General features: G+C 67.3%; 25 protein-coding genes and 1 pseudogene. 14 read left to right on the top strand and 12 right to left on the bottom strand.

Going from position 1 to position 23,695, the window contains the following annotated elements; translation table 11 throughout:
* The first annotated feature begins 28 nt into the window (after window positions 1-28).
* Window positions 29-280 (top strand): hypothetical protein, encoded by a 252-nt coding sequence (locus WI26_RS23740; RefSeq protein WP_059466930.1) that lies wholly within the window; start codon window positions 29-31, stop codon window positions 278-280.
* A gap of 496 nt (window positions 281-776) precedes the next feature.
* Here the strand turns inward: WI26_RS23740 and penR are convergent, their stop codons facing one another.
* On the bottom strand, window positions 777-1,667 hold the full coding sequence (penR, locus tag WI26_RS23735; protein ID WP_059512040.1) for a beta-lactamase transcriptional regulator PenR: 891 nt from the start codon (window positions 1,665-1,667) through the stop codon (window positions 777-779).
* 116 nt (window positions 1,668-1,783) lie between these two features.
* Here penR and blaPEN-bcc point away from each other — a divergent pair, with 116 nt between their 5' ends.
* A complete protein-coding gene (gene blaPEN-bcc, locus WI26_RS23730) occupies window positions 1,784-2,677 on the top strand; it encodes a PEN family class A beta-lactamase, Bcc-type (protein ID WP_069227380.1) in 894 nt (297 codons plus the stop codon).
* A 503-nt stretch (window positions 2,678-3,180) separates the two neighbouring features.
* Here blaPEN-bcc and WI26_RS23725 read toward each other — a convergent pair.
* The 4 genes from WI26_RS23725 to WI26_RS23710 all read right to left on the bottom strand — a co-directional run bounded on the left by WI26_RS23725 (window position 3,181) and on the right by WI26_RS23710 (window position 6,282).
* Window positions 3,181-3,381, bottom strand: a complete 201-nt coding sequence (locus tag WI26_RS23725) for a DUF805 domain-containing protein (protein WP_069227850.1) — start codon at window positions 3,379-3,381, stop codon at window positions 3,181-3,183.
* Window positions 3,382-3,820: 439 nt separating this feature from the next.
* Window positions 3,821-4,153 carry a hypothetical protein gene (locus WI26_RS33110; protein ID WP_069227379.1) on the bottom strand — a complete coding sequence of 111 codons (333 nt, stop codon included), beginning with the start codon at window positions 4,151-4,153 and terminating at the stop codon, window positions 3,821-3,823.
* 93 nt (window positions 4,154-4,246) lie between these two features.
* Window positions 4,247-5,623 carry a sensor histidine kinase gene (locus tag WI26_RS23715; protein WP_069227378.1) on the bottom strand — a complete coding sequence of 459 codons (1,377 nt, stop codon included), beginning with the start codon at window positions 5,621-5,623 and terminating at the stop codon, window positions 4,247-4,249.
* On the bottom strand, window positions 5,620-6,282 hold the full coding sequence (locus WI26_RS23710; protein ID WP_059466749.1) for a response regulator: 663 nt from the start codon (window positions 6,280-6,282) through the stop codon (window positions 5,620-5,622). Before WI26_RS23710 ends, WI26_RS23715 begins: the two co-directional genes overlap by 4 nt.
* 227 nt (window positions 6,283-6,509) lie before the next feature.
* Here WI26_RS23710 and WI26_RS23705 point away from each other — a divergent pair, with 227 nt between their 5' ends.
* The 6 genes and pseudogenes from WI26_RS23705 to WI26_RS23680 all read left to right on the top strand — a co-directional run bounded on the left by WI26_RS23705 (window position 6,510) and on the right by WI26_RS23680 (window position 11,174).
* Window positions 6,510-6,863, top strand: coding sequence for a YgiW/YdeI family stress tolerance OB fold protein (locus WI26_RS23705; protein WP_059538985.1), 354 nt, complete (start codon window positions 6,510-6,512; stop codon window positions 6,861-6,863).
* A 55-nt stretch (window positions 6,864-6,918) separates the two neighbouring features.
* Entirely contained in the window at window positions 6,919-7,779 is an 861-nt protein-coding gene (locus tag WI26_RS23700; protein ID WP_059466747.1) for a MurR/RpiR family transcriptional regulator, read from the top strand.
* A gap of 60 nt (window positions 7,780-7,839) precedes the next feature.
* Entirely contained in the window at window positions 7,840-8,277 is a 438-nt protein-coding gene (locus tag WI26_RS23695; protein ID WP_069227377.1) for a GNAT family N-acetyltransferase, read from the top strand.
* 119 nt (window positions 8,278-8,396) lie between these two features.
* Window positions 8,397-9,257, top strand: coding sequence for an isocitrate lyase/PEP mutase family protein (locus WI26_RS23690; protein WP_059466745.1), 861 nt, complete (start codon window positions 8,397-8,399; stop codon window positions 9,255-9,257).
* Between the two features lie 333 nt (window positions 9,258-9,590).
* Window positions 9,591-9,856, top strand: a pseudogene (locus WI26_RS23685) (YodC family protein).
* Window positions 9,857-10,007: 151 nt separating this feature from the next.
* Window positions 10,008-11,174, top strand: a complete 1,167-nt coding sequence (locus tag WI26_RS23680) for a cytochrome P450 (protein ID WP_069227849.1) — start codon at window positions 10,008-10,010, stop codon at window positions 11,172-11,174.
* A 15-nt stretch (window positions 11,175-11,189) separates the two neighbouring features.
* Here the strand turns inward: WI26_RS23680 and WI26_RS23675 are convergent, their stop codons facing one another.
* On the bottom strand, window positions 11,190-11,516 hold the full coding sequence (locus WI26_RS23675; RefSeq protein WP_059466743.1) for a superinfection immunity protein: 327 nt from the start codon (window positions 11,514-11,516) through the stop codon (window positions 11,190-11,192).
* 91 nt (window positions 11,517-11,607) lie between these two features.
* On the bottom strand, window positions 11,608-12,027 hold the full coding sequence (locus WI26_RS23670; protein ID WP_069227376.1) for a rhodanese-like domain-containing protein: 420 nt from the start codon (window positions 12,025-12,027) through the stop codon (window positions 11,608-11,610).
* Window positions 12,028-12,138: 111 nt separating this feature from the next.
* Between WI26_RS23670 and ftrA the strand changes: the two genes are divergently transcribed.
* Window positions 12,139-13,113, top strand: a complete 975-nt coding sequence (gene ftrA / locus WI26_RS23665) for a transcriptional regulator FtrA (RefSeq protein ID WP_069227375.1) — start codon at window positions 12,139-12,141, stop codon at window positions 13,111-13,113.
* Window positions 13,114-13,390: 277 nt separating this feature from the next.
* Here the strand turns inward: ftrA and WI26_RS23660 are convergent, their stop codons facing one another.
* Complete coding sequence (locus WI26_RS23660) at window positions 13,391-15,730, bottom strand: Orn/Lys/Arg decarboxylase N-terminal domain-containing protein (RefSeq protein ID WP_069227374.1); 2,340 nt, start codon at window positions 15,728-15,730, stop codon at window positions 13,391-13,393.
* Window positions 15,731-15,733: 3 nt separating this feature from the next.
* Window positions 15,734-17,260: an arginine/agmatine antiporter gene (gene adiC, locus WI26_RS23655; protein WP_059538991.1), complete on the bottom strand. Its 1,527-nt coding sequence runs from the start codon at window positions 17,258-17,260 to the stop codon at window positions 15,734-15,736.
* On the opposite strand from adiC, the gene WI26_RS32785 reads away from it, so the two are divergent.
* From WI26_RS32785 to WI26_RS23635, 5 genes are all read left to right on the top strand, one after another.
* Window positions 17,154-17,399 (top strand): hypothetical protein, encoded by a 246-nt coding sequence (locus tag WI26_RS32785; protein ID WP_167359247.1) that lies wholly within the window; start codon window positions 17,154-17,156, stop codon window positions 17,397-17,399. The genes adiC and WI26_RS32785 overlap by 107 nt on opposite strands.
* A 431-nt stretch (window positions 17,400-17,830) precedes the next feature.
* Window positions 17,831-19,285: a M20 family metallopeptidase gene (locus WI26_RS23650; RefSeq protein ID WP_059506616.1), complete on the top strand. Its 1,455-nt coding sequence runs from the start codon at window positions 17,831-17,833 to the stop codon at window positions 19,283-19,285.
* Between the two features lie 65 nt (window positions 19,286-19,350).
* Window positions 19,351-20,460: a malate/lactate/ureidoglycolate dehydrogenase gene (locus WI26_RS23645; protein WP_069227373.1), complete on the top strand. Its 1,110-nt coding sequence runs from the start codon at window positions 19,351-19,353 to the stop codon at window positions 20,458-20,460.
* Window positions 20,457-20,864 carry a TfoX/Sxy family protein gene (locus tag WI26_RS23640; protein WP_069227848.1) on the top strand — a complete coding sequence of 136 codons (408 nt, stop codon included), beginning with the start codon at window positions 20,457-20,459 and terminating at the stop codon, window positions 20,862-20,864. Before WI26_RS23645 ends, WI26_RS23640 begins: the two co-directional genes overlap by 4 nt.
* A 243-nt stretch (window positions 20,865-21,107) precedes the next feature.
* Complete coding sequence (locus tag WI26_RS23635) at window positions 21,108-21,686, top strand: NnrU family protein (protein WP_059538993.1); 579 nt, start codon at window positions 21,108-21,110, stop codon at window positions 21,684-21,686.
* A gap of 148 nt (window positions 21,687-21,834) precedes the next feature.
* Here WI26_RS23635 and WI26_RS23630 read toward each other — a convergent pair whose 3' ends face one another.
* From WI26_RS23630 to WI26_RS23620, 3 genes are all read right to left on the bottom strand, one after another.
* Complete coding sequence (locus WI26_RS23630; protein ID WP_059538994.1) at window positions 21,835-22,572, bottom strand: sulfite exporter TauE/SafE family protein; 738 nt, start codon at window positions 22,570-22,572, stop codon at window positions 21,835-21,837.
* Window positions 22,573-22,809: 237 nt separating this feature from the next.
* Window positions 22,810-23,361 carry a DUF488 family protein gene (locus tag WI26_RS23625; protein ID WP_069227372.1) on the bottom strand — a complete coding sequence of 184 codons (552 nt, stop codon included), beginning with the start codon at window positions 23,359-23,361 and terminating at the stop codon, window positions 22,810-22,812.
* A complete protein-coding gene (locus WI26_RS23620; protein WP_069227371.1) occupies window positions 23,358-23,585 on the bottom strand; it encodes a DUF2945 domain-containing protein in 228 nt (75 codons plus the stop codon). Before WI26_RS23620 ends, WI26_RS23625 begins: the two co-directional genes overlap by 4 nt.
* Window positions 23,586-23,695 lie beyond the last annotated feature (110 nt).

The raw sequence follows: 23,695 nt of genomic DNA, 5'->3' as shown, positions 1-23,695 counted from the left end.
CCCTTGAACGATGGCGGAGGCACCTACGATGACGACCGACAATCGGCCCGACGACGGCGAGCAGAAGCTCGAGAATCTGGAAGCGGCGGTCGACCACCTGCACAAGTCGATCGAGTCGCAGAGCATCGCGGCTGGCGCGGCGAAGGGCATCCTGTTCAGCCTGATCGAAACGCTCGGCGCGCTGATCGGCGATCCCGACCTGCCCGAACATGCTCGCTCCGGATACGAGGCGCTGCGCGACAAGGCGAGCGAATTGCGCGGCGGGCTCGACCGGCATTGACGAGCCGGCAGCGCCGGCGTTGGCTCACGGCCCGCGCCGGTGCTGCCCAATCCTGCGCGGCGCGTACAAAAGCCCGTGCGCTCAACGAGTTAGCCTGCCGATGCGCAGGATATCCACAAGCTTGCCAACACAATCTGTGGAGAACCCATTCGGCCCCGAACCGGACGCGTGATGGACGCCGTGAGGCCGCAAACGATGCCGCGTCCTTGACCTGTCTGGCCCGATCTACTGAATCCCCTTTTGTATCAGGATGTTACGCGTCACATTGGTGGAATATCCACAGGCTTGCCAACAAAATCTGTGGATAAGTCTGACGTGATTGCTTCCTGATGGTTGAGTATCCGATGCGCGGCGGCCGTTGCATTCAACCCGTTGCGCACCGGTTGCCCGAAGCGTGGATGGGCGCGGTAATTCGTGCGCGATCAACGAGTTAGACCCCGGGTACCCAGGATATCCACATCCTTGCCAACAAAATCTGTGGACAAGCAGGCCGCCGTTATTCGACCGGCGCCGCGTCGGCCGCTTCCGCAACGATCCAGTCGCGAAACAGCGTCATCGCCGGCGTGAGCGGCTTCGACTTCAGCGACGTGAGCCAGTAGCCGCCCGCGCGCACGTCGATGTCGAGCGGCCGCGCGAGCTGGCCGAGCTGCAGTTCGCGCGCGAACATGCAGGCCGGCGCGAGCGCGATGCCAGCGCCCTGCATCGCCGCCTCGACCATCAGCCGCGACGAATCGAACACGGGCCCGTTCACCGCCCACGGTTCGAGCTGCGCGGCGTCGAACCAGCCGAGCCATTCGTCGGTGCGGTACGAGCGCAGCAGCGTTTCGTTCGCGAGATCGGCTGGCCGCGCGAGACGCCGCGCGATCTCCGGCGCGCACAGTGCGGTGAGCGGCGCGTCGAGCAGCCGCTCGTTGCGCGTCGCCGGCCAGTTGCCTTCCCCGAAGCGGATCGCGAAATCGAGGCCCTCGGCCGCGAGGTCGACGACGTTGTTGTTGGTCCGCAGCCGCAGTTCGACGAACGGGTGCGTGTCGCCGAAGCGCTTCAGCCGTGGCATTAGCCAGCCTATGGCAAAGGTGCCGACCGCGCCGAGCGTCAGCACCTCGTGGAAGCGTCCGCCCTCGAACTGCTTGAGCACGGTCTCGATCCGGCTGAATGCATCGCTGAGCACCGGCAGCAGCGCGCGCCCTTCGTCGGTGAGCCCGAGGCCGCGCGGCAGCCGGGTGAACAGCGCGCAGCCGAGCCGCTCCTCGAGCGAGCGCACCTGCTGGCTCACGGCGGCCTGGGTCACGCTCAACTCGAGGCCGGCGCGCGTGAAGTTCAGGTGGCGTGCCGACGATTCGAACGCGCGCAATGCGTTCAGCGGAAGATGAGGGCGGAGCTTGGTCATAAGAATTTCTTGTATCAGCGCTCAATTATCGTTGCTTGTCAGACAACCGTAAAGTCACGATAGTGCTGTCTCGCCGGCCGGCCGTTCCGCATCCATTCCACCACGAGAGACACGACATGACTTACTCATCGCAACGTCGAACCCTGTTGCTGGCCGCCGCGACGGCGCCGCTCGTCCTGACCGTCGCCGCGTGCGCGTCGCCGCCGGCCGCGGGGCACGATGTTTCGTCCGCGACGTCGTTTGCCGCGCTCGAGCGCGCGGCCGGCGGCCGTCTCGGCGTGTGCGCGATCGACACCGCAAGCGGCCGGCAGGCGCGGCATCGCGCGGACGAGCGCTTTCCGTTCTGCAGCACGTTCAAGGCGATGCTGAGCGCGGCGGTGCTCGCGCAGAGCGTCGAGCATCCGGGGCTGCTGGAGCAGCGCGTGACGATCGCGCAGTCCGATCTCGTGAACTACTCGCCGGTGTCGGGCAAGCACGTCGGCGCCGGGATGACCGTCGCCGAGTTGTGCGAGGCGGCAATCCAGTACAGCGACAATTCGGCTGCGAACCTGGCGATGAAGCTGATTGGCGGCCCGGCGGCGGTGACCGCGTATGCACGCTCGATCGGCGACGACACGTTCCGGCTCGATCGCTGGGAGACCGAACTGAATACCGCGTTGCCGGGCGACCCGCGCGACACGACGACGCCCGCCGCGATGGCCGCGAGCATGCGCGTGCTCACGCTCGGCGACGCGCTGCCGCCGGCGCAGCGTGCGCAGCTCGTCGCATGGCTGCGCGGCAACAAGGTCGGCGACAAGCGGATTCGCGCGGGCGTGCCGGCCGGATGGCAGGTGGCCGACAAGACCGGCACCGGCGACTACGGAACGACGAACGACGCGGGCGTGATCTGGCCGCCGTCGCGCGCGCCGATCGTGCTTGCCGTGTACTACACGCAGGCGCGTGCCGATGCGAAGGCGAAGGACGACGTGATCGCGGCCGCCGCGCGTATCGCGGTCGCGACGTTCGCCTGAGCGGGCGGCGCGGCGTGCGTTCATCGACGGCCGGACGAAGTGATGGATGCACGCACTGCCGCGGTCGTGACCGACAGCTCGAAACGTTGTGCGATCAACGACTTAGGCCACGCATGCTCAGGATATCCACATCCTTGCCAACAAAAATTGTGGACAAGCCCGCGAGCAGGCGCGTTCATCGCGCGGCAGGCACGGCGGCGGCGTACCCCAGACCTGCCTGCACGGTTCGAAGCGGCACGGACAAAACCTTTCGGATCAAGCGCTTGTGCGTGGTATGCGCAGGCTATCCACACGCTTGCCAACAAAATCTGTGGACAAGCGGTATGGCGCGCGCGACATGCGGTCCGTCGCATCGCATGACGAGGCGCGAACGTCAGATTGCCTGCCGCGTGCCGCATTCGAAGCGATGCGGACAAAGTCTTTCGGATCAAGCGCTTGATCGCGGTATGCGCAGGCTATCCACATCCTTGCCAACAAAATCTGTGGACAAGCCCGCTCGATGGTCAGCCATGCCGATCGTCGACCGAGGGCCAGCGCGCGAACGCGAACACCCACAACATGATGAAGTTCACGACCGGGATGAACATCGTCAGGATCCACCAGCCTGAATGTCCGGTACGCCGAACGATCCGGACATACGGATAGACGACGATCGCGATGAGCACGAGCGAGACGATCAACTGCCCTGCGGTGAAGTGTTCCATGGTCTTCCTCGGATGATGTGTCGTTGTCCGACGCGGGGCCGAACGGCCCGCACGTGGTGTCGACGCATGCAATCGCGCGATGCGCGGCTGCGTGCGGCTCGTGTGATCCTGACGCGTGGTATGCACGAACGTCAAGCTGCGTTCAGGATGCCGCCGTTGCGCCGGATCGTCCGATTGCGCACGCGAGCGGACCGCGCTGCCGCAACGGCGGCGCGGCGCATGAATCATTGGCCGATCAACGGGTTAGGCAATGCGTGCGCAGGATATCCACAAGCTTGCCAACAAAATCTGTGGGCAAGTGGCGCGACGATCGCGTCGCATGCCGCACGTGCGTCGCACGCGGATCGGCGTGGCATCGTGATGCGAAGTGGGGTGAACCGTCGCGTGTGACGGTGCGGCGCGCAGCGCGTCTGCATCACGCGTGCCAAAGTCCGTCGGATCAAGGGCTTGGCGTCGCGATGCGCAGGATATCCACAAGCTTGCCAACATTTTCTGTGGAGAAGTCCGCGTGGCGATCGCGCGGCGCGGCACCGCGCGCAAATCGTGCGCCGTGCCGGCTCGCGACGGCGGACATTGGGTAAGCCGACGGTTTCGCGACGAACTTCGGATGCGTGAAGGGCCGCGCGAAACGCGTCGCTCGATTCCCGGATCGCGTAGTCGCATGAGCGGCGGACATCGTCGACAGCACGCGAATCGCCGCATCGAGATCGACCGAACCGGGCGTTGCACCGGTCCGGCGCGGCGTGGCGCATTCGCTGCGCACGAGCGCCAAATCCTTTCGGATCAGTCGCTTGCCGTCGTTGGCAGCCGGTTGTCCACAAGCTTGCCAACACAATCTGTGGAAAAGCCGGCCGTCACGCGCGTGTCAGGCCGGCACGGGAAAACGCACCGTCACGGTCAGCCCGCGCCCGCCTTGCGTCGTGGCGAGCGCGACCGTTGCGCGATGCTGCTCGGCGATCCGCTTGACGATCGACAGGCCGAGCCCGCTGCCCGACGACGTGGCCGCCTGCGCGCCTTCGCCGCGATAGAAGCGCTCCCATACGTCCGTGCGCTCGGCTTCCGGAATGCCGGGGCCGTCGTCGGCGACTTCGAGCACGGGCGTCGCGCCGTCGAGGCGCGCGGACACGTCGACGCGCGCGCCGTCGCCAGCGTAGCGGATCGCGTTGTCGACGAGGTTGTTCAGCAGCACGCGCAACGTGTCCATGTTGCCCGCGGCCATCACCGGCGACGACACGATCGCGCCGAGGTCGATATGGTGCGCATCCGCGACGCGCGTGCGGTCGGCGACCACCGAGCGGCACAGCGCGGCAAGATCGACGGGCGTGGATGCCGCGACGGACGCCTGCGCATCGGGTTCGAGGCGCGCGAGCGTCAGCAACTGTTCGGCAAGGTGGCCGAGGCGCGTCGTGCCGGCCTGGATCTGCGCGAGGATCTGCTCGCGTTCGTCGGCCGTCGACGCGCGCCGCAGCAATTGCGACTGGATCGACAGCCCCATGATCGGCGTGCGCAGCTCGTGCGCGGCATCGGCAATGAAGTGCCGCTGCAGCGTGAACGAGCGGTCGAGCCGCGCAAGCAGGTCGTTGATCGCTTCGGCGAGCGGGCGGACCTCGTTCGGCATCGACGCGATGTCGACCGGTTCGAGATTGTTCGCATTCCTGCGCTTCAGGCCAGATGCGATCGTGCGCAGCGGCCGAAGCCCCGCGCCGATGCCGAACCACAGCCCGATCGCGAGTACCGGCAGCATCGAGAACACCGGCCAGAGCAGATGCACCGCGATACCCGCGATCGCTTCCCAGCGCGCATGCCTCGCCTGCGCGAGCCGGATCGTCGTGCCGCCGCGTTCGGTCACGTAAGTGCGCCACGGCTGGCCGGCGACGTCGACACTTCCGATGCCGGTCTGCGTGGGCGGCGGCAACGCGGACTTGCGATCGGTCGAATAAACCAGCGTGCCGTTGCGCCAGACCTGCAGCAGCACGGCGTCGGGATCGCTGGCTTCGAAGTCATGCTTGCCGTCGCCATGGTTGCGGAACGACAGCTCGCCGTTCGGACCGACGACGATCTGCCGCGACATGCTGCGCATCTGGTCGTCGAGGAGATCGTCGAGCTCGCGCAACGCGCCCCAGTAGGTGCCCGCGCTCGCGACCAGCCCGATCACGCACGCGGCAGGCAACAGCCACATCAACAGGCGCCGGCGCAGCGATGCGCTGCGCCATCGCGCGATCGCATGTTGCAGACGCGTCATGCGCCGTCACCGATCCGGTAACCGACGCCGCGCACCGTGCGAATCATGTCGTGGCCGAGTTTCTTGCGCAGGTTGTGGATGTGTACCTGCACCGCGTTGCTTTCTATTTCCTCGCCCCAGCTGTACAGCCGTTCCTCGAACTGTTCGCGCGAAATTACCGCGCCGGGGTCGCGCATCAGCTCGTGCAGCAGCACGAATTCCTTCGGCGACAGCGTGACTTCGTCGTCGTTGAGCCAGACCAGGTGCTTGACCGGATCGAGCCGCAGCGGGCCGATCGTGAGCGTCGTCTGCGCGCGCCCCGCGTGGCGGCGGTTGACGGCGCGGATGCGCGCGAGCAGTTCCTCGAGCACGAATGGCTTGACCAGGTAGTCGTCGGCGCCGCTGTCGAGGCCGGCGATGCGGTCCGGCACGCCGTCGCGCGCGGTGATGATGATCGCGGGCAGGGTTTCGTCGCGGCGACGCAGCGACGCGAGCACCGACAGGCCGTCGCGGTTCGGCAGCCCGAGGTCGAGCAGCAGCAGGCCGTAGCCGGTCGAGCGCAGCGCGAGCGTTGCGGCGTCGCCGTCCTTGACCCAGTCGACCGCGAAGCCTTCCTGTTTGAGGCCCTGTTCGAGCCCGCTGCCGATCAGCGGATCGTCCTCGACGAGCAGTACGCGCATGGATTCGTGTCTGTTGGCGGGCGTGGCGCCCGGGGTTCCCATGATAAGCGCAGGTGTCTTAGGGAGACCTTAAACGGCGATGGCCGACGCGCCTGCGTGCGGGCCTGATGCGGCACCGTGTCGCTTCGGCACGGCCTTCAGGTTTGCTTAATCTTACGGTCCGTAATCTTGGGCCGCTGCGTTCAACCGGACGCGGCGCGTTATCGAGGAAGAGGAGAAACGCAATCATGAAACATCTGGCCAGAATCCTGACCGTCACGCTCGCGCTGCTGCCTGCCGCCGTTTACGCGGAATACACGGGGCCGTCCACGCTGACCACGACGACCGTGAAGGAACTGCTCGCGAATGGCAAGGACGACCAGCACGTGCAACTGCAGGGGCGCATCGTCAAGCATACCGGCGGCGAGGACTACGAGTTCGCCGATGCAACCGGCACGATCCGCGTCGAGATCGACAAGAAGCTGTGGGCGGCCGGCCAGCCCGTCAGCGACAAGAGCGAAGTGAAGCTGACGGGCGAGTTCGAACGCAAGTGGTCGGGCAAGGTGAAGGTCGACGCCGACCACGTCGAAGTGCTGCGCTGACCGGTGCGCGCGGGGCCGGTGATACCATGGACGACCGGTTCCCGTTCTCACCAAGATGGCTGCCAATTTCGATGAACTCGCGTCCCGGATCCGGGCGCAATTTTCCGAACTGAGCCCGCAATTCCAGGCGGGCGCTGCATTTCTGCTCGATCATCCCGACGAGGTCGCCACCTCGTCGATGCGCAAGGTCGCGCAGCGCGCGCAGGTTCAACCCGCGTCGCTCGTGCGGCTCGCGCAGCAATTCGGTTTCCCCGGCTGGAACGAATTGCGCGACCTGTGCGTCGCGCGCGTGCGCACGCGTCCCGAGCCGCTCACGCAGCGTGCGCGTTCGCTCGTGCGGCCCGACGCGAAGGCGTCGCTCGCGCACGACCTGCTTGCCGCCCAGCAACACAACCTCGCCGCCACCGCCGCACAGAACGAGCACGCGCTTGCCGACGCGGCGAAGCTGATCCGCAAGGCGTCGCACGTGCACGTCGCCGGGTTTCGGTCGTGCTATCCGGTCGCGTTCGGATTCGTGTACGGCTATCGGCTGTTCCGGCCAACCGTTTCGCTGCTCAACGGCGTCGCCGGCTCGCTCGAAATGGAACTGCGCACGATCGCGAAGCAGAGCGTAACGGTGATCATCAGTTTCGCGCCGTATTCCGCGGAAGCGACGCGCGTCGCGCAGGCGGCGAAGGCGCAGGGCAGCAGGATCGTCGCGATCACGGATAGCGCGGTGTCGCCGATCGCGCTGCATGCGGACGCGCAGCTGATCTTCACGCACGACAGCCCGTCGTTCTTTCCGTCGCTGGTCGCCGCGCATGCGATGACCGAGGCGCTGGTCGCGCAGTTGCTGGCACTCGAAGGCAGCGATGCGATCACGGCGCTCGAGCGCGCGGAAGCGGAACTGCATGCGAAGGGCGCTTACGTCGTGTAGATGCGCGCGGTTTTCGCCCGTCTTGCCATCTCCCGATTTCTTCCTGATCCGACGCAACCGATGACGTTCAGCTACGACGTGACCGATGCCGGCGACGCGAATATCCGCAAGCAGATCGCGGCGCCGCTCGTCCGGTTCAACGAAAGCCAGACCGGCCCGATCGATTTCCGGCCGCTGGCCGTGCGCGTGACCGACGCCGACGGCACGGTCGTGGGCGGCCTGTGGGGCAGCACGGCGTTCGGCTGGCTGCATGTCGACCTGCTCGTCGTGCCCGAGGCGGCGCGCGGCCAGGGGGCCGGCTCGCGCATCATGGATCTCGCCGAGGCGGAAGCCGTCGCGCGCGGCTGTCATGGCGCGTGGCTCGATACGTTCGACTTTCAGGCGCGGCCGTTCTACGAGAAGCGCGGCTATGTCCGTTTCGGCGAGCTGCCGGATTACCCGACCGGGCATGCGCGCATTTTCCTGCTGAAAAAGCTCGGTGCCCGCGCGGCCGCGTGATCGGCAGCGCACCGCGCCGCGCGCGAGATCCTGCCATCCACATCGATATTTCACTGCGCCGTGAACCGTCGCGGTACCGCGCGCGCGTATGCTGACGTCTCCATTCCGAGGAGATCGCGATGTCCGATTCCAACGTGCAGTTCCGCCAGGCCGAAACCTTCCGCGCGCTGCACGCGCGCCCCGGGGCCTTCATCATCCCGAACCCGTGGGATGCCGGTTCCGCCCGGCTGCTCGCGATGGCAGGCTTCGAATCGCTCGCCACCACGAGTGCCGGCTTCGCGTTTTCGAGAGGGCGGCCCGACAACGCGATCGACCGCGACGAAATGCTCGACCACATCGCCGAGATCGTCGCCGCGGGCGGCCTGCCGGTCAGCGCCGATCTCGAGAACGGTTTCGGCGACGCGCCCGACACGGTCGCCGAGACGATCCGCCTGGCGGCTGACGCCGGCGCGGTGGGCGGCTCGATCGAGGATGCGACCGGCCGTGCCGATGCGCCGATCTATCCGCACGACGCGGCGGTCGAGCGTATCGCGGCGGCGGTCGACGCGGCGCGTTCGCTGAGGTTTCCGTTCACGCTGACCGCGCGCTGCGAAAACTATCTGCACGGCCGCCCCGACCTTGCCGACACGATCGCGCGGCTGGTCGCGTACCGCGACGCGGGCGCCGACGTGCTGTACGCGCCCGGTGTGACCGATCCCGACGACATCGCGGCGATCACGCGCGCGGTCGGTGCGCCGGTCAACGTCGTGATGGGGCTGCAGGGCGGGTTGCTGAGCCTCGAAGCGCTCGCGGCGCTCGGCGTGAAGCGCGTCAGCGTCGGCGGCGCGCTGGCGCGGGCCGCATTCGGCGCGTTCCTGCGCGCCGCGATGGAAATGGCGCGCGACGGCACGTTCACGTTCACGCAGGCGGCGGTGCCGGGGCGCGACCTCAATCGCTGGTTTTCGGCGCCGGACAATTCGTCCGTCCGGTTTGAACAATGAGCGCCGATAAAACGCGAGAACGTTTTCAGCCGCAAACTGATTGACAGCAATCAATCGAAACCGCTGCCGATTTGAAGTTCGATGACGGCGCAAAATTCATCGTTTATTCTCCGCACTCCGGCCGTTTGACCATGATCGGCGCGCAAGCCGCGCCGCTTATGGTGCTGGAAACCCGCCACGCGAACCGGTGTCGCGTATCGTTGCGATTTTCCGGCCGATGTTTTTTGGTTTTCGGGAGTTGCCGGTTATTTGTCGGATTGGTAATCTGCGACAGATTCGAATGACCGGCCAGCGGGCCGCCGGAAAATGAATATATAAAAAATCGAGAGAGCGATGACAATCCGAGAAAATCGCAGCAACGGCTTTCGCGTCGGCGATGTCGTTACGCTGAAACCGGCGGGCCGCGCATGACCGTCACCTATGCCGGGCCGGTCGTGTTCGACGATGCCGACTGGCTCATCTGCCAGTGGTTCGACGACGGCGGCCATTTCCGCCAGGAAATGTTTCATCACGAAACGGTGGTGCCCGAACCGCGCGCAATTTCCGCCGGGCGCGTCCGCATGCGCATGCTGGCGCACCGCTACCGGTCGGCGGCTTGACGCCACGTCCGCCACGCCGCCGCGCCGCTTGCCGGCCGCGGGTTGTTGCGTCGCAGCAGCCCGCGGCGCCGGCATGCGCATGACCGCGACATCCGCGACATTTCACGTCAACCCGAAACATGCGGCGGCCCGACGCGCCGATACTGAACGCATGAACCCGACCAATCCGATTGCCGCGGTCACGCACCGCGATCCCTACCCTTACTACTCGACGCTCGTCGACGGGCCACCGCTCGCGTTTGACGCGTCGCTCGGCCTGTGGGTCGCGAGCCGGGCGACGAGCGTGACGGCCGTGCTCGGTCACCCGGCGTGCCGCGTGAGGCCGCTCGATGCGCCGGTGCCGCCCGCGTTGCGCGGGACGGCGGCGGGCGCGCTGTTCGGTGAACTCGTGCGCATGAACGACGGCGCATTGCGGCATGACATGCCGAAGCAGGCGCTGCGCGCGGCGTTCGCGCCGATCGACGCCGGCGCGTTGCGCGAGCGGGCCGCGCAACTCGCCGGCCGCCGGCTGCGCGCACCGCATGACGCCGATGCGCTGAACGCGTGGTGCCTGACGGTCCCCGTGTGCGCGGTCGCCGACCTGCTCGGCTTCGACGACGCGCAGCTCGACGATATCGCCGCGCTGGTCGTCGACTTCGTCGCCGCGCTGTCGCCGCTGTCGGACGACGCGGCGCTGGCCCGCGCGAGCGAGGCCGCGCGGCAACTGCTCGACCGGATGTCGGAGCGCGTCGCGCGCACGCGTGCGCAGGACGGCACATGGGTCGCGGCGATTCAGCAGGCGGCCGGCGCCGCGGGCTGGCACGCGAGCGGCGCGCTCGTCGCGAATCTCGTCGGGTTGCTGTCGCAGACGTGCGAGGCGACGGCCGCATGGCTCGGCAATGTGCTGGTCGCGTGGGACGGTACTGCCGCCGAAGGCACGCTGCCGGATGCGGCGGCGCTCGATGCATTCGTCGCCGAGGTCGGTCGGTTCGATTCGCCGGTGCAGAATACGCGCCGCTTCGTCGCGTCGCGCACGACGATCGAAGGCGTGACCGTCGATGCTGGTGCGGCCATTCTGGTCGTGCTTGCGGCGGCGAACCGCGATCCGGCCGTGCATCGCGATCCGAACCGATTGCTGCCGGGCCGCGCGCCGGGGCCGAACTTCGGGTTCGGCACGGGGCCGCACGGTTGCCCGGGCGAGCGGATTGCGCTGGCGGTGACGGCGGGGGCGTTCGGGGCGTGGCTGCGCGCGGGCGGTGACGCGCTGCGCGACAGGCTGATATGGGACTACCGGGCCTCGACCAACGTCAGGATGCCGAAGTTCGGCGCGGCGAGGTAAGGGGAATAGCCGGACCTATCGGCAACCTTGCTTCTCGGCCCATTGTTCCTGGGCAGCAACGCGGCGCTGCACGCGTTCGACGAGACCGGCCGAGAAGGTTCGCATGCTGATGCCGCGGCGCTTCGCGAGGATGGTTTGCGCGACGTCGGTTTGCGGGTTCGGCTGGCATGCCCAGTACAGCGTCATCAGCCAGCCGATGCCCGTCCACGCGAACAGGGCGTTGAACATCGCGATCGTCAGCTTGTCGTGCCGGGCGCGCCGGTCGGCGACGATCGCCGGAAGAAAATAGAGCGCGATCGCCGCGACCGAACCGGCCGTTTGAATCAGGACTTCGTGTTGCATGTTGCTTGCTCCGTCCGAACTGCAATGAGACCGATTGTCGCGCTTTTCCCGTTCGTGTGCCGGCAATTGATTGTTGCGTTTTTAATGACGATCAGCGCGTGGCGATATTCTCCGGCTGCACTTCGTTGCGCAACGTGAAACCTTCGTCGAGCCAGCCGGTGATGCCGCCGATCATCAGCTTCACCGGGCGGCCGAGGCGCGCGAGCCGGATCGCCGCGCGCGCGGCGCCGTTGCAGTGCGGGCCAGCGCAGTAGACGACGAACAGCGTGTCGGCCGGATGGTCGGCGAGCTTGCCGGCGACGATCTTGCGGTGCGGCAGGTTGCGCGCGCCGGGCACGTGGCCGGCGGCAAACTGCTCCGGACCCCGGACGTCGAGCAGCACGAAATCCGGCGCGCCGGACGCAAGCGCGTCGTGCACGTCCCAGCAATCGGTCTCGAAGCGCAACGATGCTTCGAAGTGCGCGAGGGCGGCGGCGCTGTCGGCGGCGGGGACGTCGGTGACGTAAGACATGAAAGGCGCTCCTGAAGGACGGCGCGGAATGCGCCGGGATGAAGGGCAGTATCGCGGTTCGGCGGCCGTCGCGGCAGTGGCGCGATCGACAAGTTCCGGTAACATCGCGCCATGCACAATCATCTCGTCGTCGCGCTCGCCTACGATCGCCTCTGCACCTTCGAATTCGGCTGCGTGGTCGAACTGTTCGCGCTCGAACGCCCGGAACTCGGCGTCGACTGGTATCGCTTCGCGGTCTGCGCGAGCGAGCCGGGGCCCGTGCGCGCGGCGGGCGGCATCACGGTCGCCGCGCCGTACCGGCTCGCAATGCTCGATCGCGCGGACACCATCGTGATTCCCGGCTGGCGCGATCCGGACGAGCCGCCGCCGGAACCGTTGCTGAAGAAGCTGCGTGCCGCGCATCGACGCGGCGCGCGGCTTTGTTCGATCTGCTCGGGGGTGTTCGTGCTCGCGGCGGCCGGTGTGCTCGACGGGCTCACCGTCACGACGCACTGGCGCTACGCCGAGCGCCTGCAGGCGCGCTATCCGGCGCTGCGCGTGAATCCCGACGCGCTGTACGTCGACGAAGGGCAGATCGTCACGTCGGCCGGCTCGGCGGCGGGGCTCGACATGCTGCTGCATCTCGTGCGCCGCGACCACGGCGGCGCGATCGCGAACCGGGTCGCGCAGCGCCTCGTGCTGCCGCCGCATCGCGACGGCGGCCAGGCGCAATTCGTGCCGCGACCGGTCGCGCCGGGCGGCAGCGACCGGCTCGCGAAGCTGATCGACTGGATGCGAGCGCATGCGGCCGAGCCGCACACGCTCGCGTCGCTGGCCGCGCAGGCGGCGATGAGCACCCGCACGTTGCAGCGGCAATTCGCGGACGCGACGGGGATGTCGCCGCTCGCGTGGCTGATCCGCGAACGCGTGAATGTCGCCAAGGACATGCTCGAAGCCCATCCCGGGCTCTCGCTCGCGCAGATTGCCGCGCGCGCGGGGTTCGGTTCCGAGGAGTCGTTGCGCCGGCATTTCCGGCGCATCGCGGCGACGAGCCCTGCCGCGTACCGGCGCGGGATGGATCGCGGCGTGAGGGCCACGGACGCGTGAGCGCCACGTCTTCCTTCGCCATGGACTTCCCCCGGTCGTCGCTTGTTTGTCGTTCGTTTCCTGCCGATTTCGGGCACGCGCAAGATCGCGGTCGCCGAAGGCCACGCAGCCGGCCGACGCGATCGTGTCGTGGTACGGCGAACCGAAGGGCAAGCTCGATGAGGAGGACGAAGCACAGCTTGCCGCGCGGGTCGGTCGGCTGCCTGCGTGACCGGCGAGTCGTCACGCATCGCGACGCCGGCCGCGTCCTGCCGGCGCGGCGTCGCGGCGCGCATGCTCAGCGCGTGTTGGTGTCGCGCGCGGTTTCCTTGATACACGCGATCCGGTACACGCCGTCCTCGACTTCGACGCCATGCGTGTCGTGCGTGAAGCCGGGGAAGCGCAGGTCGTACTGCTCGAGCGCCTTCAGGTAGCCGAGCAGCGGGCCGTCGGCCGGCCCCGCGTTCTCGCCGGGCATCAGCAGCGGAATGCCGGGCGGATAGGGCACGACACCCGTAGCAACCGTGCGGCCTTCCATCTCCGACAGCTCCAGCATCTCGATGTCGTTGTGCACGAGATGCTCGAATGCCTCGGCCGGGCTGAAGTCGGGCCGCGGCAGCGTCGAGAAGCCGCGCGACATCATCTCGGTCGTCTTCAGGTCGCTCATCGCGCTGAACATCAGGTCGCACAGATCGCGCAGGCCGAGCTTGCCGTAGCGGTCGGGATAGCGCGCGACGAGTTCCGGCAGCGCCTGTTCGAGCGGCGCGTTCGCGTCGTAGTCGCGCTTGAAGTCGAGCAGCGTGTTGACGAGCGTGCCCCACTTGCCCTTCGTCACGCCGAGCGAGAACAGGAACAGGATCGTGAAGTCGGTCGTCTTCTCGACGACGATTCCATGCCGGTCCAGATACGCGGTGACGACCGACGCCGGAATGCCGACCGGCATCAGGCCGCCGTGCGGCGCGACGCCCGGCGTGACGATCGATACCTTGATCGGATCGAGCATGCAGTAGTCGTCCTCGATCTCGCCGAAACCGTGCCACGTCTCGCCCGGATGCAGCACCCAGCATGACGGATCGGTGGCGAGCAGCGTTTCGTCCGCTTCATGGAAGCGCACGCGCCGGCCCGTCTTGCGATCGACCACGGTGTCCGGCTGCCAGCCGTTGAAGAACCAGTCGTCGTTCTCCTCGCATTCCGCATGCAGCCGCGCGAGCATCCGGCGGAACGACACGGCCTCGCGGATCGCGTCGGTCGTCAGCGCCTCGCCGCCGGGGCCGTCCATCATCGCGGCGCTCACGTCGTTCGATGCGATGATCGCGTAGTTCGGCGAAGTCGACGCATGCATCATGTACGCCTCGTTGAAGCGCGCATGCTCGATCGGGTTGCGGCCGTTGCGAACATGGATGAACGACGCCTGCGACAGCGCGGCGAGCAGCTTGTGCGTCGATTGCGTCGCGAACACGGTCGGCTTGCTCGCGTCGTGCTGCGCCGGATCGCCGTGCATCGCGTGACGATCGCGGTAGATCGGATTGAAGCGCGCATAGCCGTACCACGCTTCGTCGAAATGCAATCGGTCGACGCTCTGGCCGAGCAGTTCCTCGACGCGCGCGACGTTGTAGCAGAGGCCGTCGTACGTCGAGTTCGTGATCAGCGCATGCACGGGCGTCGGATCGATGCCGTCGCGGCCGCGCACCAGCGGGTTCGCGTCGGTCGCGAGACGCACGGCGGCGGCCGTGAGCCGTTCCGGCATGATCGGCCCGATGATCCCGTAATGGTTGCGCGACGGAATCAGGTAGGTCGGAATCGCGCCGGACATCGTCATCGCGTGCTCGGCCGACTTGTGGCAGTTGCGGTCGCACAGCGCGACCTGGTTGCGCGTGACGCTCGCCATCAGGATCACGCGGTTCGACATCGACGAGCCGTTCGTCACGTGATACGTGCGGTGCGCGCCGAACACGCGCGCCGCGTAGCGTTCGCTTTCGCCGATCGGGCCCGAGTGGTCGAGCAGCGAGCCGAGTTCGCCGACCGAGATCGACAGGTCCGAGCGGAACAGCGCCTCGCCGAAGAATTCGAAGTACGCGCGGCCGACCGGCGATTTCAGGAACGCGGTGCCGCCCGTGTGGCCCGGCGTGTGCCACGAGTATTCGTACACGCGCGAGAACTGCGCGAGCGCACGGAACATCGGCGGCAGCACGGTTTCGCGGTAGCGTTCGATCGCGGCGACGATGCGCCCGCCGATGAACGCGGTGGTGTCTTCCAGCATCCAGATGAAGTCGTCGGCCTTGCGCATCGCGTCGACGGGAATTGCCGCCGCGCTCGCGCGGCTCGCAAGCAGGAACACGGGCACCGTCGCATTGCGCGCGCGCATCGCGTCGAGCACGGCTTGTGCGGGCGCATGAGCGGGATCGTTGCCGAGTTCCCAGTTGAGCAGCAGGCACTGGATCGCGGGATCGGCGTCGACCACCGCGCGTGCGTCTTCGGCGGAGGTCGCGATCACGACGTCGACGAGGCGCGTGCGCAATTCTTCGACGAGCGCGGTGGCCGCGCGTCCGGTGGCCGTGCGTTCGTCGATGTCGTGCTGCACGAGCAGCGCCTTCATGCCGAGGCGGCGGAACGCAGGTTGGGTCAAGGAAGCGGTCATGAGTTATTCCCCCGTTTGCTGGGTTGCCTGGACGCCCGCGGCCGGCGAGCGTGCGTGAAGGATGTCGGCCTCGTGTCGGCCCACGGAGATCCAGAAGGTCGCGACGAGCGCGACGATGGTGACGCCGAGCGCGAGGTAGCGCACCCAGCGCGGCGAGCGGCCGCCCGGATGGACATGGGTTTCCTCGATTTCGCGCTGGCGGTTGATTGACAGCTCGTAGAACACGATCGTCGCGATCACGAAGATCAGCGACCAGCGCGTCTGCTGGCCGTCGGATCCGACCATCGCCCACAGCGCGTAGACGGCGCCGATCAGGCCGACGATCGTATAGAAGGTGAACTGGTGCGACGGCATCTTGCCGTAGCCGAGCACCTTGATCGCGATGCACGAGTAGATGTACGGCAGCAGTGTCATGATCACGGCGATCGATGCGATCTTGCCGAACTGCTCGCTCGCGCTCGGCGACATCGTCGCGAGCACCTGCACCGACATGATGATCGCGACGATCGCGAGGCCGGCCGACGGCACGTTCTTCGAATTGACGCGGGCGAACACGCCGGCGAACAGGCCGTCGTCGGCCGCCGCCTTCGCGGTCTGGCCGACCAGCAGCGTCCAGCCGGCGAGCGAGCCGAGGCAGCCGAGCGCCGCGCAGATCGCGACTGCGTTCGCGGCGGTGTCGCCGAGCGCGAGGCGCGCGGCATCCGCGAACGGCGCGCTCGACGCGAGCAGCGCCTTGTTCGGAATCATTCCCATGATGACGGTCGAGCTGAGCACGTAGCAGACGGCCGCGAGCACGACGCCGCCGACGGTCGCGATCGGCACGTTGCGCGACGGGTTCTCGACCACGCCGGCCGACACCGATGCGCTCTCGACGCCGATGAACGCCCACAGCGTGAAGTTCAGCGTCGCGCCGATCGCGCCGAAGCTGCTCGCGCCCGATACGTTCCAGCCGGCGAAGTACACGTCCTTGCTGAACCAGAACCAGCCGAACACGGCCATGCCGAGGATCGGCACGAGCGCGAAGATCGTCGTGACCGACTGCACACGGCCGACCACGTTCGGCCCGAGGATGTTCGCGTAGGTGAACAGCCAGATCACGAAGATCTGCGCGAGCGCGAATACCAGCGGGTCGCGCAGCATCGGGAAGAAGTGCGTGAGATAGCCGAGGCCGGCGACGGCGAGGCCGACGTTGCCGAGCACGTTCGCGAGCCAGTAGATCAGGTTGGTCTGGTAGCCGATATACGGGCCGAACGACTTGCGCGCATACGCGTATGGGCCGCCGGCGGCCGGGTCGATCGCCGCGAGCTTCGCGAACACCAACGCGAGCGACACGGCGCCGACGACGGTGATCAGCCAGCCGAAGATCGCGATGCCGCCGGTGGCGGCGAGGTTCGCGGGCAGCATGAAGACGCCGGAGCCCATCATGTTGCCCGCGACCATCAGCGTGGCGGGGATGACGCCGATTTTCGGCGCGGCGGTCGCGGCTGGCGCGGCGGTGGAGCGGGACGAGGACGAGCTGGCATCGGACATGCGAGGCTCCTTGAATGGACGTGATGCGGTTGAGGTGGCGCGGCCCGGCGCCGGTTCGACGTTTTCCGGAATGGATCGCCGTTTTATTGAACGACGCCATGTTATCTCGTTAATGATTTCAGGTAATGGTAAACGTTGAAATTTAATGAGTTAAATTTTGATGGATGTCATTGAAATCCGGAGCTCGAGGCGGCGGTATGGGATCGATTCCAGGCAGCATCAAGGCTGGCGGGGGTGTGGCGGGGTTCTGGAAAATCGAGAAAATGGTCGAATCGGCTTGTGGCGGATAATCGATTTTTTTACCGACCGGTTAAATCATGGTGTGATGTAAATAATGCGCTCGTTCATGATCGAATTTGTCGGTGATTATCGAGTGCGTTAAATGCGTGCTGTCGGCGAATCCTCGATCGGATCTTGCGCGGGAAGGGGATGGGCGGGTTGCGCGGCACGTTCGGGCAGGGTGGCGGAACGCGCCCCGGAATGGCCCGGAAACGGCCGGCGAAAGGGCCACGGGCGCGAACCATCGGCGTATCATCCGGTTTTTCGTCAGCCCTATCCAGGCACCCCACCATGACCTCCGTCGACACTACCCCCGTCCTCGACCATGACAAGCTCGTTACCTTCGTCGAGCGCAAGTGGAACGATGAAATTCTCCACGCACTGACCGACTACATCGCGATCCCCGCGAAGAGTCCCGCATTCGACCCCGACTGGGCGAAGCGCGGGTATCTCGAGCGCGTCGTCACCGATGCCGCGCAGTGGGCCGAACGCCAGCCGGTGAAGGGCTTGAAGCTCGAGATCGTGCGCTTGCCCGGCCGCACGCCGGTGATCTTCTTCGAAACGCCCGCGACGCGTTCGGGCAGCACCGACACGATCCTGCTGTACGGCCACCTCGACAAGCAGCCCGAATTCGACGGCTGGCGCGCGGATCTCGGCCCGTGGACGCCGAAATTCGAGAACGGCAAGCTGTACGGCCGCGGTGGCGCGGACGACGGCTATGCGATCTACGCAAGCCTCGCGGCGCTCGGCGCGCTCGACGAGCAGGGCGTCGAACGGCCGCGCTGCGTCGGCCTGATCGAGACCTGCGAGGAGTCGGGCAGCTACGACCTGCTGCCGTACGTCGACGCGCTTCGCGACCGGCTCGGCCAGGTGTCGCTCGTCGTGTGCCTCGATTCGGGTGCGGGCAACTACGACCAGATGTGGCTCACGACGTCGCTGCGCGGGCTCGTGTCCGGCGACTTGCAGGTCGAGGTGCTCGAGGAAGGCGTTCACTCCGGCGTCTTCGGGGGCATCGCGCCGTCGAGCTTCCGTGTGATGCGCCAGCTGTTCGAACGTCTCGAAGATGCGAAGAACGGCAACTTGCTGCCGGGCGTGTTCCATTGCGAGATTCCCGACAGCCGCGTGCGCGAAGCCGACGCGGCCGCCGCGATCCTCGGCGACGCCGTGTGGAAGGGGTTGCCGTGGGCATGCGGCGCGGACGGCAAGCCGGTGCTGCCGACCACGACCGATCCGCGCGAGGCGCTGCTGAATTCGACGTGGCGTCCGTCGCTGTCCGTAACGGGCGCGGCCGGCCTGCCGGCGCTCGCCGACGCGGGCAACGTGCTGCGTCCGCGCACCGCGTTCAAGCTGTCGCTGCGCCTGCCGCCGCTGGTCGACGCCGCGCAGGCCGTGCAGCAGCTGAAGGAATTGCTCGAACTCGATCCGCCGTACAACGCGAAGGTCACGTTCAAGCCGGACGCGGGCGCCGCGACCGGCTGGAGCGCGCCGGACCTCGCGCCGTGGCTCGCGTCGTCGCTCGACGCCGCGTCGCGCCGCCACTTCGGCGCCGACTGCGCGTACATGGGCCTCGGCGGCACGATCCCGCTGATGAATGTGCTGCAGGCCGGTTTCCCGTCCGCGCAGTTCATGGTGTGCGGCGTGCTCGGGCCGAAGTCGAATGCGCACGGCCCGAACGAGTTCCTGCACGTGCCGTACGCGAAGAAGCTGACCGCCGCGGTGGCGGACGTGATCGCGTCCGCGCGCTGAGCGTTCGCGCTGGCCGCCCCGAACGGATTCAACCGGATTCCCCCCGACCTCACGGAGCCTTGCCGATGACCGCACTGCCGATCTCCGATACCGATCCGCTGCGCATGCGCGCCGAACCGCTGCATGCATTCGTCGCGGCACTCTGGGAGCGGGCCGGCAGCAGTGCGCGCGAGGCACGGCTCGTTGCCGATCACCTGGTCGGCGCGAATCTGGCGGGTCACGATTCGCACGGGATCGGGATGATCCCGAACTACGTCGCGTCGTGGCGGGAGGGGCAGCTGCAATTGAACGGGCACGCGTCGATCGTCCGCGACGGCGGCGCGGTGCTGACGATCGATGGCGGGCGCGGCTTCGGCCAGGTGATCGCGTTCGAGGCGATGGTCGAAGGGATCGAGCGCGCGCGGCGCATGGGCATCTGCGCGATCGGGTTGCGCGACGTCCATCACCTGGGCCGCATCGGGCACTGGGCCGAACAGTGCGCGCGCTCCGGGCTTGCGTCGTTCCATTTCGTCAACGTGCCGGGCGACCTGCTCGTCGCGCCGCTGCACGGCACTGATCCGCGTTTCGGCACGAATCCGTTCTGCGCCGCGTATCCGCGCGTGGGCCGGCCGCCGCTGCTGCTCGATTTCGCGACGAGCGCGATCGCGTACGGCAAGACGCGAGTGGCGTACAACCAGGGCAAGCGCGTGCCGGCCGGGTCGCTGATCGATCATCGCGGCCAGCCGACCGACGATCCGGCCGTCATGCACGAGCAGCCGTTCGGTTCGCTGCTGCCGTTCGGACTGCACAAGGGTTATGCGCTGGCGACAATGTGCGAGATCTTCGGCGGCGCACTGGTCGGCGGGCACACGACCTACGGCGACACGCTGCAGAAGACGAGCGCGATCGTCAACGGGATGCTGTCGGTGCTGATCGATCCGAATGCATTCGACGCCGCCGATGCGAAGCGTGAAGCCGATGCGTTCGTCGAATGGGCGAAGGGGTCTCCGCAGGCAGGCGATGCGCCGGTGCGGATGCCCGGCGAGCCGGAGGAGGCGAGCCGTGCCGCGCGCGGCGCGGACGGCATTCCGGTCGATCGTGCGACGTGGCGGCAGATCGGCGAGAGCGCGGCGGCCGTCGGCTTCGACGACGCGGAGCTCGACGCGTGGACGCAGCGCTGCACGGAGGCCGCGTGAGCTGGCAATCGGAAAAGGTGCACGGCGAGGAGATCGCGTATCGGCTCGCGCCGCTTGGCAACGTGCAGGTCGTGCGGTTCTTCAGCGGCGCCGCGATGCGGCTCGACGGCGTGATGTTCGGTTTCATGTCGCGCGGGTCGCTGTTCCTGCGTGTCGACGACGTGAACCGTCCCGCGTTCGTCGCGGCGGGGATGGGGCCGTTCTCGTATGAGCGTCCCACGCGCACCGTTGCACTCGAGGGCTATTACGAAACGCCGGCCGACGTGCTCGAGGACGCGGGTGCGCTGTTCGACTGGTGTCGCGGTGCGTATCGTGCCGCGCTGCTCGCCGGTGCGCCGAAGCGCAAGGCGCGACCGAAGTCGAAGCCGGCACCGAAACCGGAAACCACGCGCAAGCGCACGTAGCGCCAGGCATACGACGGCATATTTTCTTTCCTTTCCTTCGATCCACATGAGGTGCGCGCAAGCGCCGGGGTTGACGCACCGCATGTTCCGCCTGCTTCACAACGGCAGCCCCGGCGTTTATGATCGGCGCGATTGCGTCCGTGCCCGGCGCAACCCGAGCCGGTCTCGCTACCAGCCTCGCGAACGGCGCATCGAAAGCCGCGCGAATGATTCCCCACTCATCGTTCCAGACGGAGATAGCCGATGCTCGTCCTGATTCTCGGTTTAGCGATCTTCCTCGGTGTGCATTCGATTCGGATCGTCGCGGACGGCTGGCGATCCGCGACCATCGAGCAGATCGGCGAGAAACGCTGGAAGGGCCCCTATGCGCTCCTGTCGATCGTCGGCTTCGTGCTGATCATCTGGGGTTACGGGATCGCACGCCAGGGCGGAACGCTGCTGTGGGTGTCGCCTGTCGGCGTTCGCCATCTCACCGGGATGCTGACCGCGATCGCATTCGTGCTGATCGCCGCGTCCTACGTGCCGCGCAACCGCATCAAGATGCTCGTCGGCCATCCGATGGTGGCGGGCGTGATGGTGTGGGCGGTCGCGCACCTGCTCGCGAACGGCACGCTGCACGCGGTCGTGCTGTTCGGTGCATTCTTCGTATGGTCGCTGGTCGATTTCGTCGTGTGGCGCGCTCGCGATCGCCGCAACGGCGTCCGCTATCCGGCCGGCAGGCTGTCGGGCGATGTCGTGACGATCGTCGCCGGGCTCGTCGTATGGGCCGTCTTCGCGCTGTTCCTGCATGGCCCGCTGATCGGCGTGCGGCCGTTCGGCTGAACGTTCGCGCCTGCAGGCATTGAAGCGCGGGGCGCGCAAGCCGCCGCAGGTGCGCGCGACATCGAGGCGGGCCGTGACGCCGCCATCGCGCAGCGCGCGCACGCTTGTCCATCCATTGCGAATTCGACGGGCCGACCGTGCGTGTGCGTCAGATCGGCTTGACGAACAGCCCGACGGTCAGCGCGGCGCCGATGCAGACGATCGCGATCCGCAGCACGCGCTCGTTCACGCGGTGCAGCGCCCACGCGCCGAGCAGACCGCCGACGATCGCGCCGCCGCCGAGCGCGATGGCTTCGCGCCAGTGCAGGTGCGGCGAGGTCAGGAACAGCACGACCGCCGACGCGTTCATCACGCCCGCGAGCGCATTCTTCGTCGACATCGCGTGACGCGGCGCCAGGCCGGCCATCGTCAGCGCAGCCATCATCAGGAACCCGATGCCGCCGCCGAAGTAGCCGCCGTAGATCGCGATCAGGAATTGCGAGATCGCGGCGGTGACGGGGCCGATATGTTGCGTGCCGGCGCCGGCCTTGCGGAAGAAACTGCCCCATGCGAACACGACCGTCGCGAACAGCACGAGCCACGGGACGAGGTGCGAGAAGATCGACGATGGGGTTTTCAGCAGCAGCAGGCCGCCGAGCGCGCCGCCGACCACGCTGATCGCGAACAGCGCGCGGAACGACAGCTTGCCCGCGCCGCGCACCATGTTCCGGCTCGCCCAGCCCGTCGTGACCTGGCCGGGAAACAGCGCGACCGTCGATGTGATGTTCGCCGCGAGCGGCGACATCCCCGACACGATCAGTGCGGGCAGCGTGACGAACGAGCCGCCGCCTGCGAGGGCGTTCTGCAGGCCGGCCCACAGGCCGGCGATGATGATGAGGGCGAGCATCGATGCGGGCGTGCGGAAGTGGCGGGGCGCGCGAGTACGCGCGGTGGACGCTCGATGGTAATGCAGGATCGCGACGACGCAAAGCGGGGCGCGCGTGCCGCGTCTCGGGTGCGCAGCGGGCGCGGCCGCTCGACGTCGACATTGCATCGGGCATGACGCGCCTTCGCGCGTTCATGCCGTGACAGCATCGCGCGCACGATCGATGTCGCGTCACGCGCCGGGCCGCACGCCGGCTTCTTATGCTGGCGCATCGCCATCGACGTCTGGATAGACGATCGTCCCGTCGTCCTGGATCACCGCGCCGGCCGTGAGATGCGCGGGCTCCAGCCGATTCGGGCCCATGATGTGCAGCACCGTTTCGCCGCGCGCGATCAGATAGTCGGAAACGATGCGCCGATGACAGCGCCACCACACGGCTTCCGAACACATGATCGCGCTGCGCTGCCGGCGCCCTTGTGCAATCAGCCGGTCGAGGCCCGTTCGAAACTCGGGCGACAGCGCGTAGTCGGCGTAGCGATGGAAGCTGCGGTTCGTCCAGAAGCCGTTGATCTCGTCGGGCACGCCGCGCGACTGGCCGCGCAGGCCGCCGAGCGCCGCGATGTGCTCGTACGCAATGTCGACCGCGGCCAGCGCGGCGGGAAGCGTCGCTTCGTTGAACTGCGGATTGGTGCGAGAGCGCGTCATTTTCCGGATATCGACGAGCAGCGTGATATCGGCCGCGCCGAGCATCCCGACGAACGCGTCGAGCGTGCGGTTCGAATGGCCGATCGTGTAGAACGGGAGCATCACGCGTCATCCTTGTCGGCAATGCGTTCGAGTACGCGGCCGCGATGCGCGGCGATGTGGTCGGTGCGGTCGCTCTTGATCTCGTACTGCGGATCGTCGGGCGACGCACGGTGGCGATGGCCCTTGTAGTCGAAATCCTGCGTGTGGATCGCGATGATCGTGCCGTTCACGTAACCGGCTTCGGAATTCCAGCGGACGTGATCGCCCGGTTTGAACGGTGTCGTCATGCGGGGTGCCTCCTTGCATCGGTGCGGTGTCGTCGGTCGTCGCCGTATGCATTGTCGGCTCCGGCCGCGCATGGGGAAAGATACCGATGACCGGCGCAATCGTCATGCCG

The sequence above is a fragment of the Burkholderia diffusa genome (genome assembly GCF_001718315.1).
Taxonomy (GTDB): domain Bacteria; phylum Pseudomonadota; class Gammaproteobacteria; order Burkholderiales; family Burkholderiaceae; genus Burkholderia; species Burkholderia diffusa_B.
The sequence above is the reverse complement of the archived record's forward strand: the minus strand, read 5'-3'. Positions and strand labels throughout refer to the sequence as shown.

What these genes read in the sequence shown, in the direction of transcription:
- WI26_RS23740 (WP_059466930.1), top strand. Translation starts at nt 29, where the DNA reads ATGACGACCGACAATCGGCCCGACGACGGCGAGCAGAAGCTCGAGAAT.
- penR (WP_059512040.1), bottom strand. Translation starts at nt 1,667, where the DNA reads ATGACCAAGCTCCGCCCTCATCTTCCGCTGAACGCATTGCGCGCGTTC.
- blaPEN-bcc (WP_069227380.1), top strand. Translation starts at nt 1,784, where the DNA reads ATGACTTACTCATCGCAACGTCGAACCCTGTTGCTGGCCGCCGCGACG.
- WI26_RS23725 (WP_069227850.1), bottom strand. Translation starts at nt 3,381, where the DNA reads ATGGAACACTTCACCGCAGGGCAGTTGATCGTCTCGCTCGTGCTCATC.
- WI26_RS23715 (WP_069227378.1), bottom strand. Translation starts at nt 5,623, where the DNA reads ATGACGCGTCTGCAACATGCGATCGCGCGATGGCGCAGCGCATCGCTG.
- WI26_RS23710 (WP_059466749.1), bottom strand. Translation starts at nt 6,282, where the DNA reads ATGCGCGTACTGCTCGTCGAGGACGATCCGCTGATCGGCAGCGGGCTC.
- WI26_RS23705 (WP_059538985.1), top strand. Translation starts at nt 6,510, where the DNA reads ATGAAACATCTGGCCAGAATCCTGACCGTCACGCTCGCGCTGCTGCCT.
- WI26_RS23700 (WP_059466747.1), top strand. Translation starts at nt 6,919, where the DNA reads ATGGCTGCCAATTTCGATGAACTCGCGTCCCGGATCCGGGCGCAATTT.
- WI26_RS23695 (WP_069227377.1), top strand. Translation starts at nt 7,840, where the DNA reads ATGACGTTCAGCTACGACGTGACCGATGCCGGCGACGCGAATATCCGC.
- WI26_RS23690 (WP_059466745.1), top strand. Translation starts at nt 8,397, where the DNA reads ATGTCCGATTCCAACGTGCAGTTCCGCCAGGCCGAAACCTTCCGCGCG.
- WI26_RS23680 (WP_069227849.1), top strand. Translation starts at nt 10,008, where the DNA reads ATGAACCCGACCAATCCGATTGCCGCGGTCACGCACCGCGATCCCTAC.
- WI26_RS23675 (WP_059466743.1), bottom strand. Translation starts at nt 11,516, where the DNA reads ATGCAACACGAAGTCCTGATTCAAACGGCCGGTTCGGTCGCGGCGATC.
- WI26_RS23670 (WP_069227376.1), bottom strand. Translation starts at nt 12,027, where the DNA reads ATGTCTTACGTCACCGACGTCCCCGCCGCCGACAGCGCCGCCGCCCTC.
- ftrA (WP_069227375.1), top strand. Translation starts at nt 12,139, where the DNA reads ATGCACAATCATCTCGTCGTCGCGCTCGCCTACGATCGCCTCTGCACC.
- WI26_RS23660 (WP_069227374.1), bottom strand. Translation starts at nt 15,730, where the DNA reads ATGACCGCTTCCTTGACCCAACCTGCGTTCCGCCGCCTCGGCATGAAG.
- WI26_RS32785 (WP_167359247.1), top strand. Translation starts at nt 17,154, where the DNA reads ATGTTGCCCGCGACCATCAGCGTGGCGGGGATGACGCCGATTTTCGGC.
- adiC (WP_059538991.1), bottom strand. Translation starts at nt 17,260, where the DNA reads ATGTCCGATGCCAGCTCGTCCTCGTCCCGCTCCACCGCCGCGCCAGCC.
- WI26_RS23650 (WP_059506616.1), top strand. Translation starts at nt 17,831, where the DNA reads ATGACCTCCGTCGACACTACCCCCGTCCTCGACCATGACAAGCTCGTT.
- WI26_RS23645 (WP_069227373.1), top strand. Translation starts at nt 19,351, where the DNA reads ATGACCGCACTGCCGATCTCCGATACCGATCCGCTGCGCATGCGCGCC.
- WI26_RS23635 (WP_059538993.1), top strand. Translation starts at nt 21,108, where the DNA reads ATGCTCGTCCTGATTCTCGGTTTAGCGATCTTCCTCGGTGTGCATTCG.
- WI26_RS23630 (WP_059538994.1), bottom strand. Translation starts at nt 22,572, where the DNA reads ATGCTCGCCCTCATCATCATCGCCGGCCTGTGGGCCGGCCTGCAGAAC.
- WI26_RS23620 (WP_069227371.1), bottom strand. Translation starts at nt 23,585, where the DNA reads ATGACGACACCGTTCAAACCGGGCGATCACGTCCGCTGGAATTCCGAA.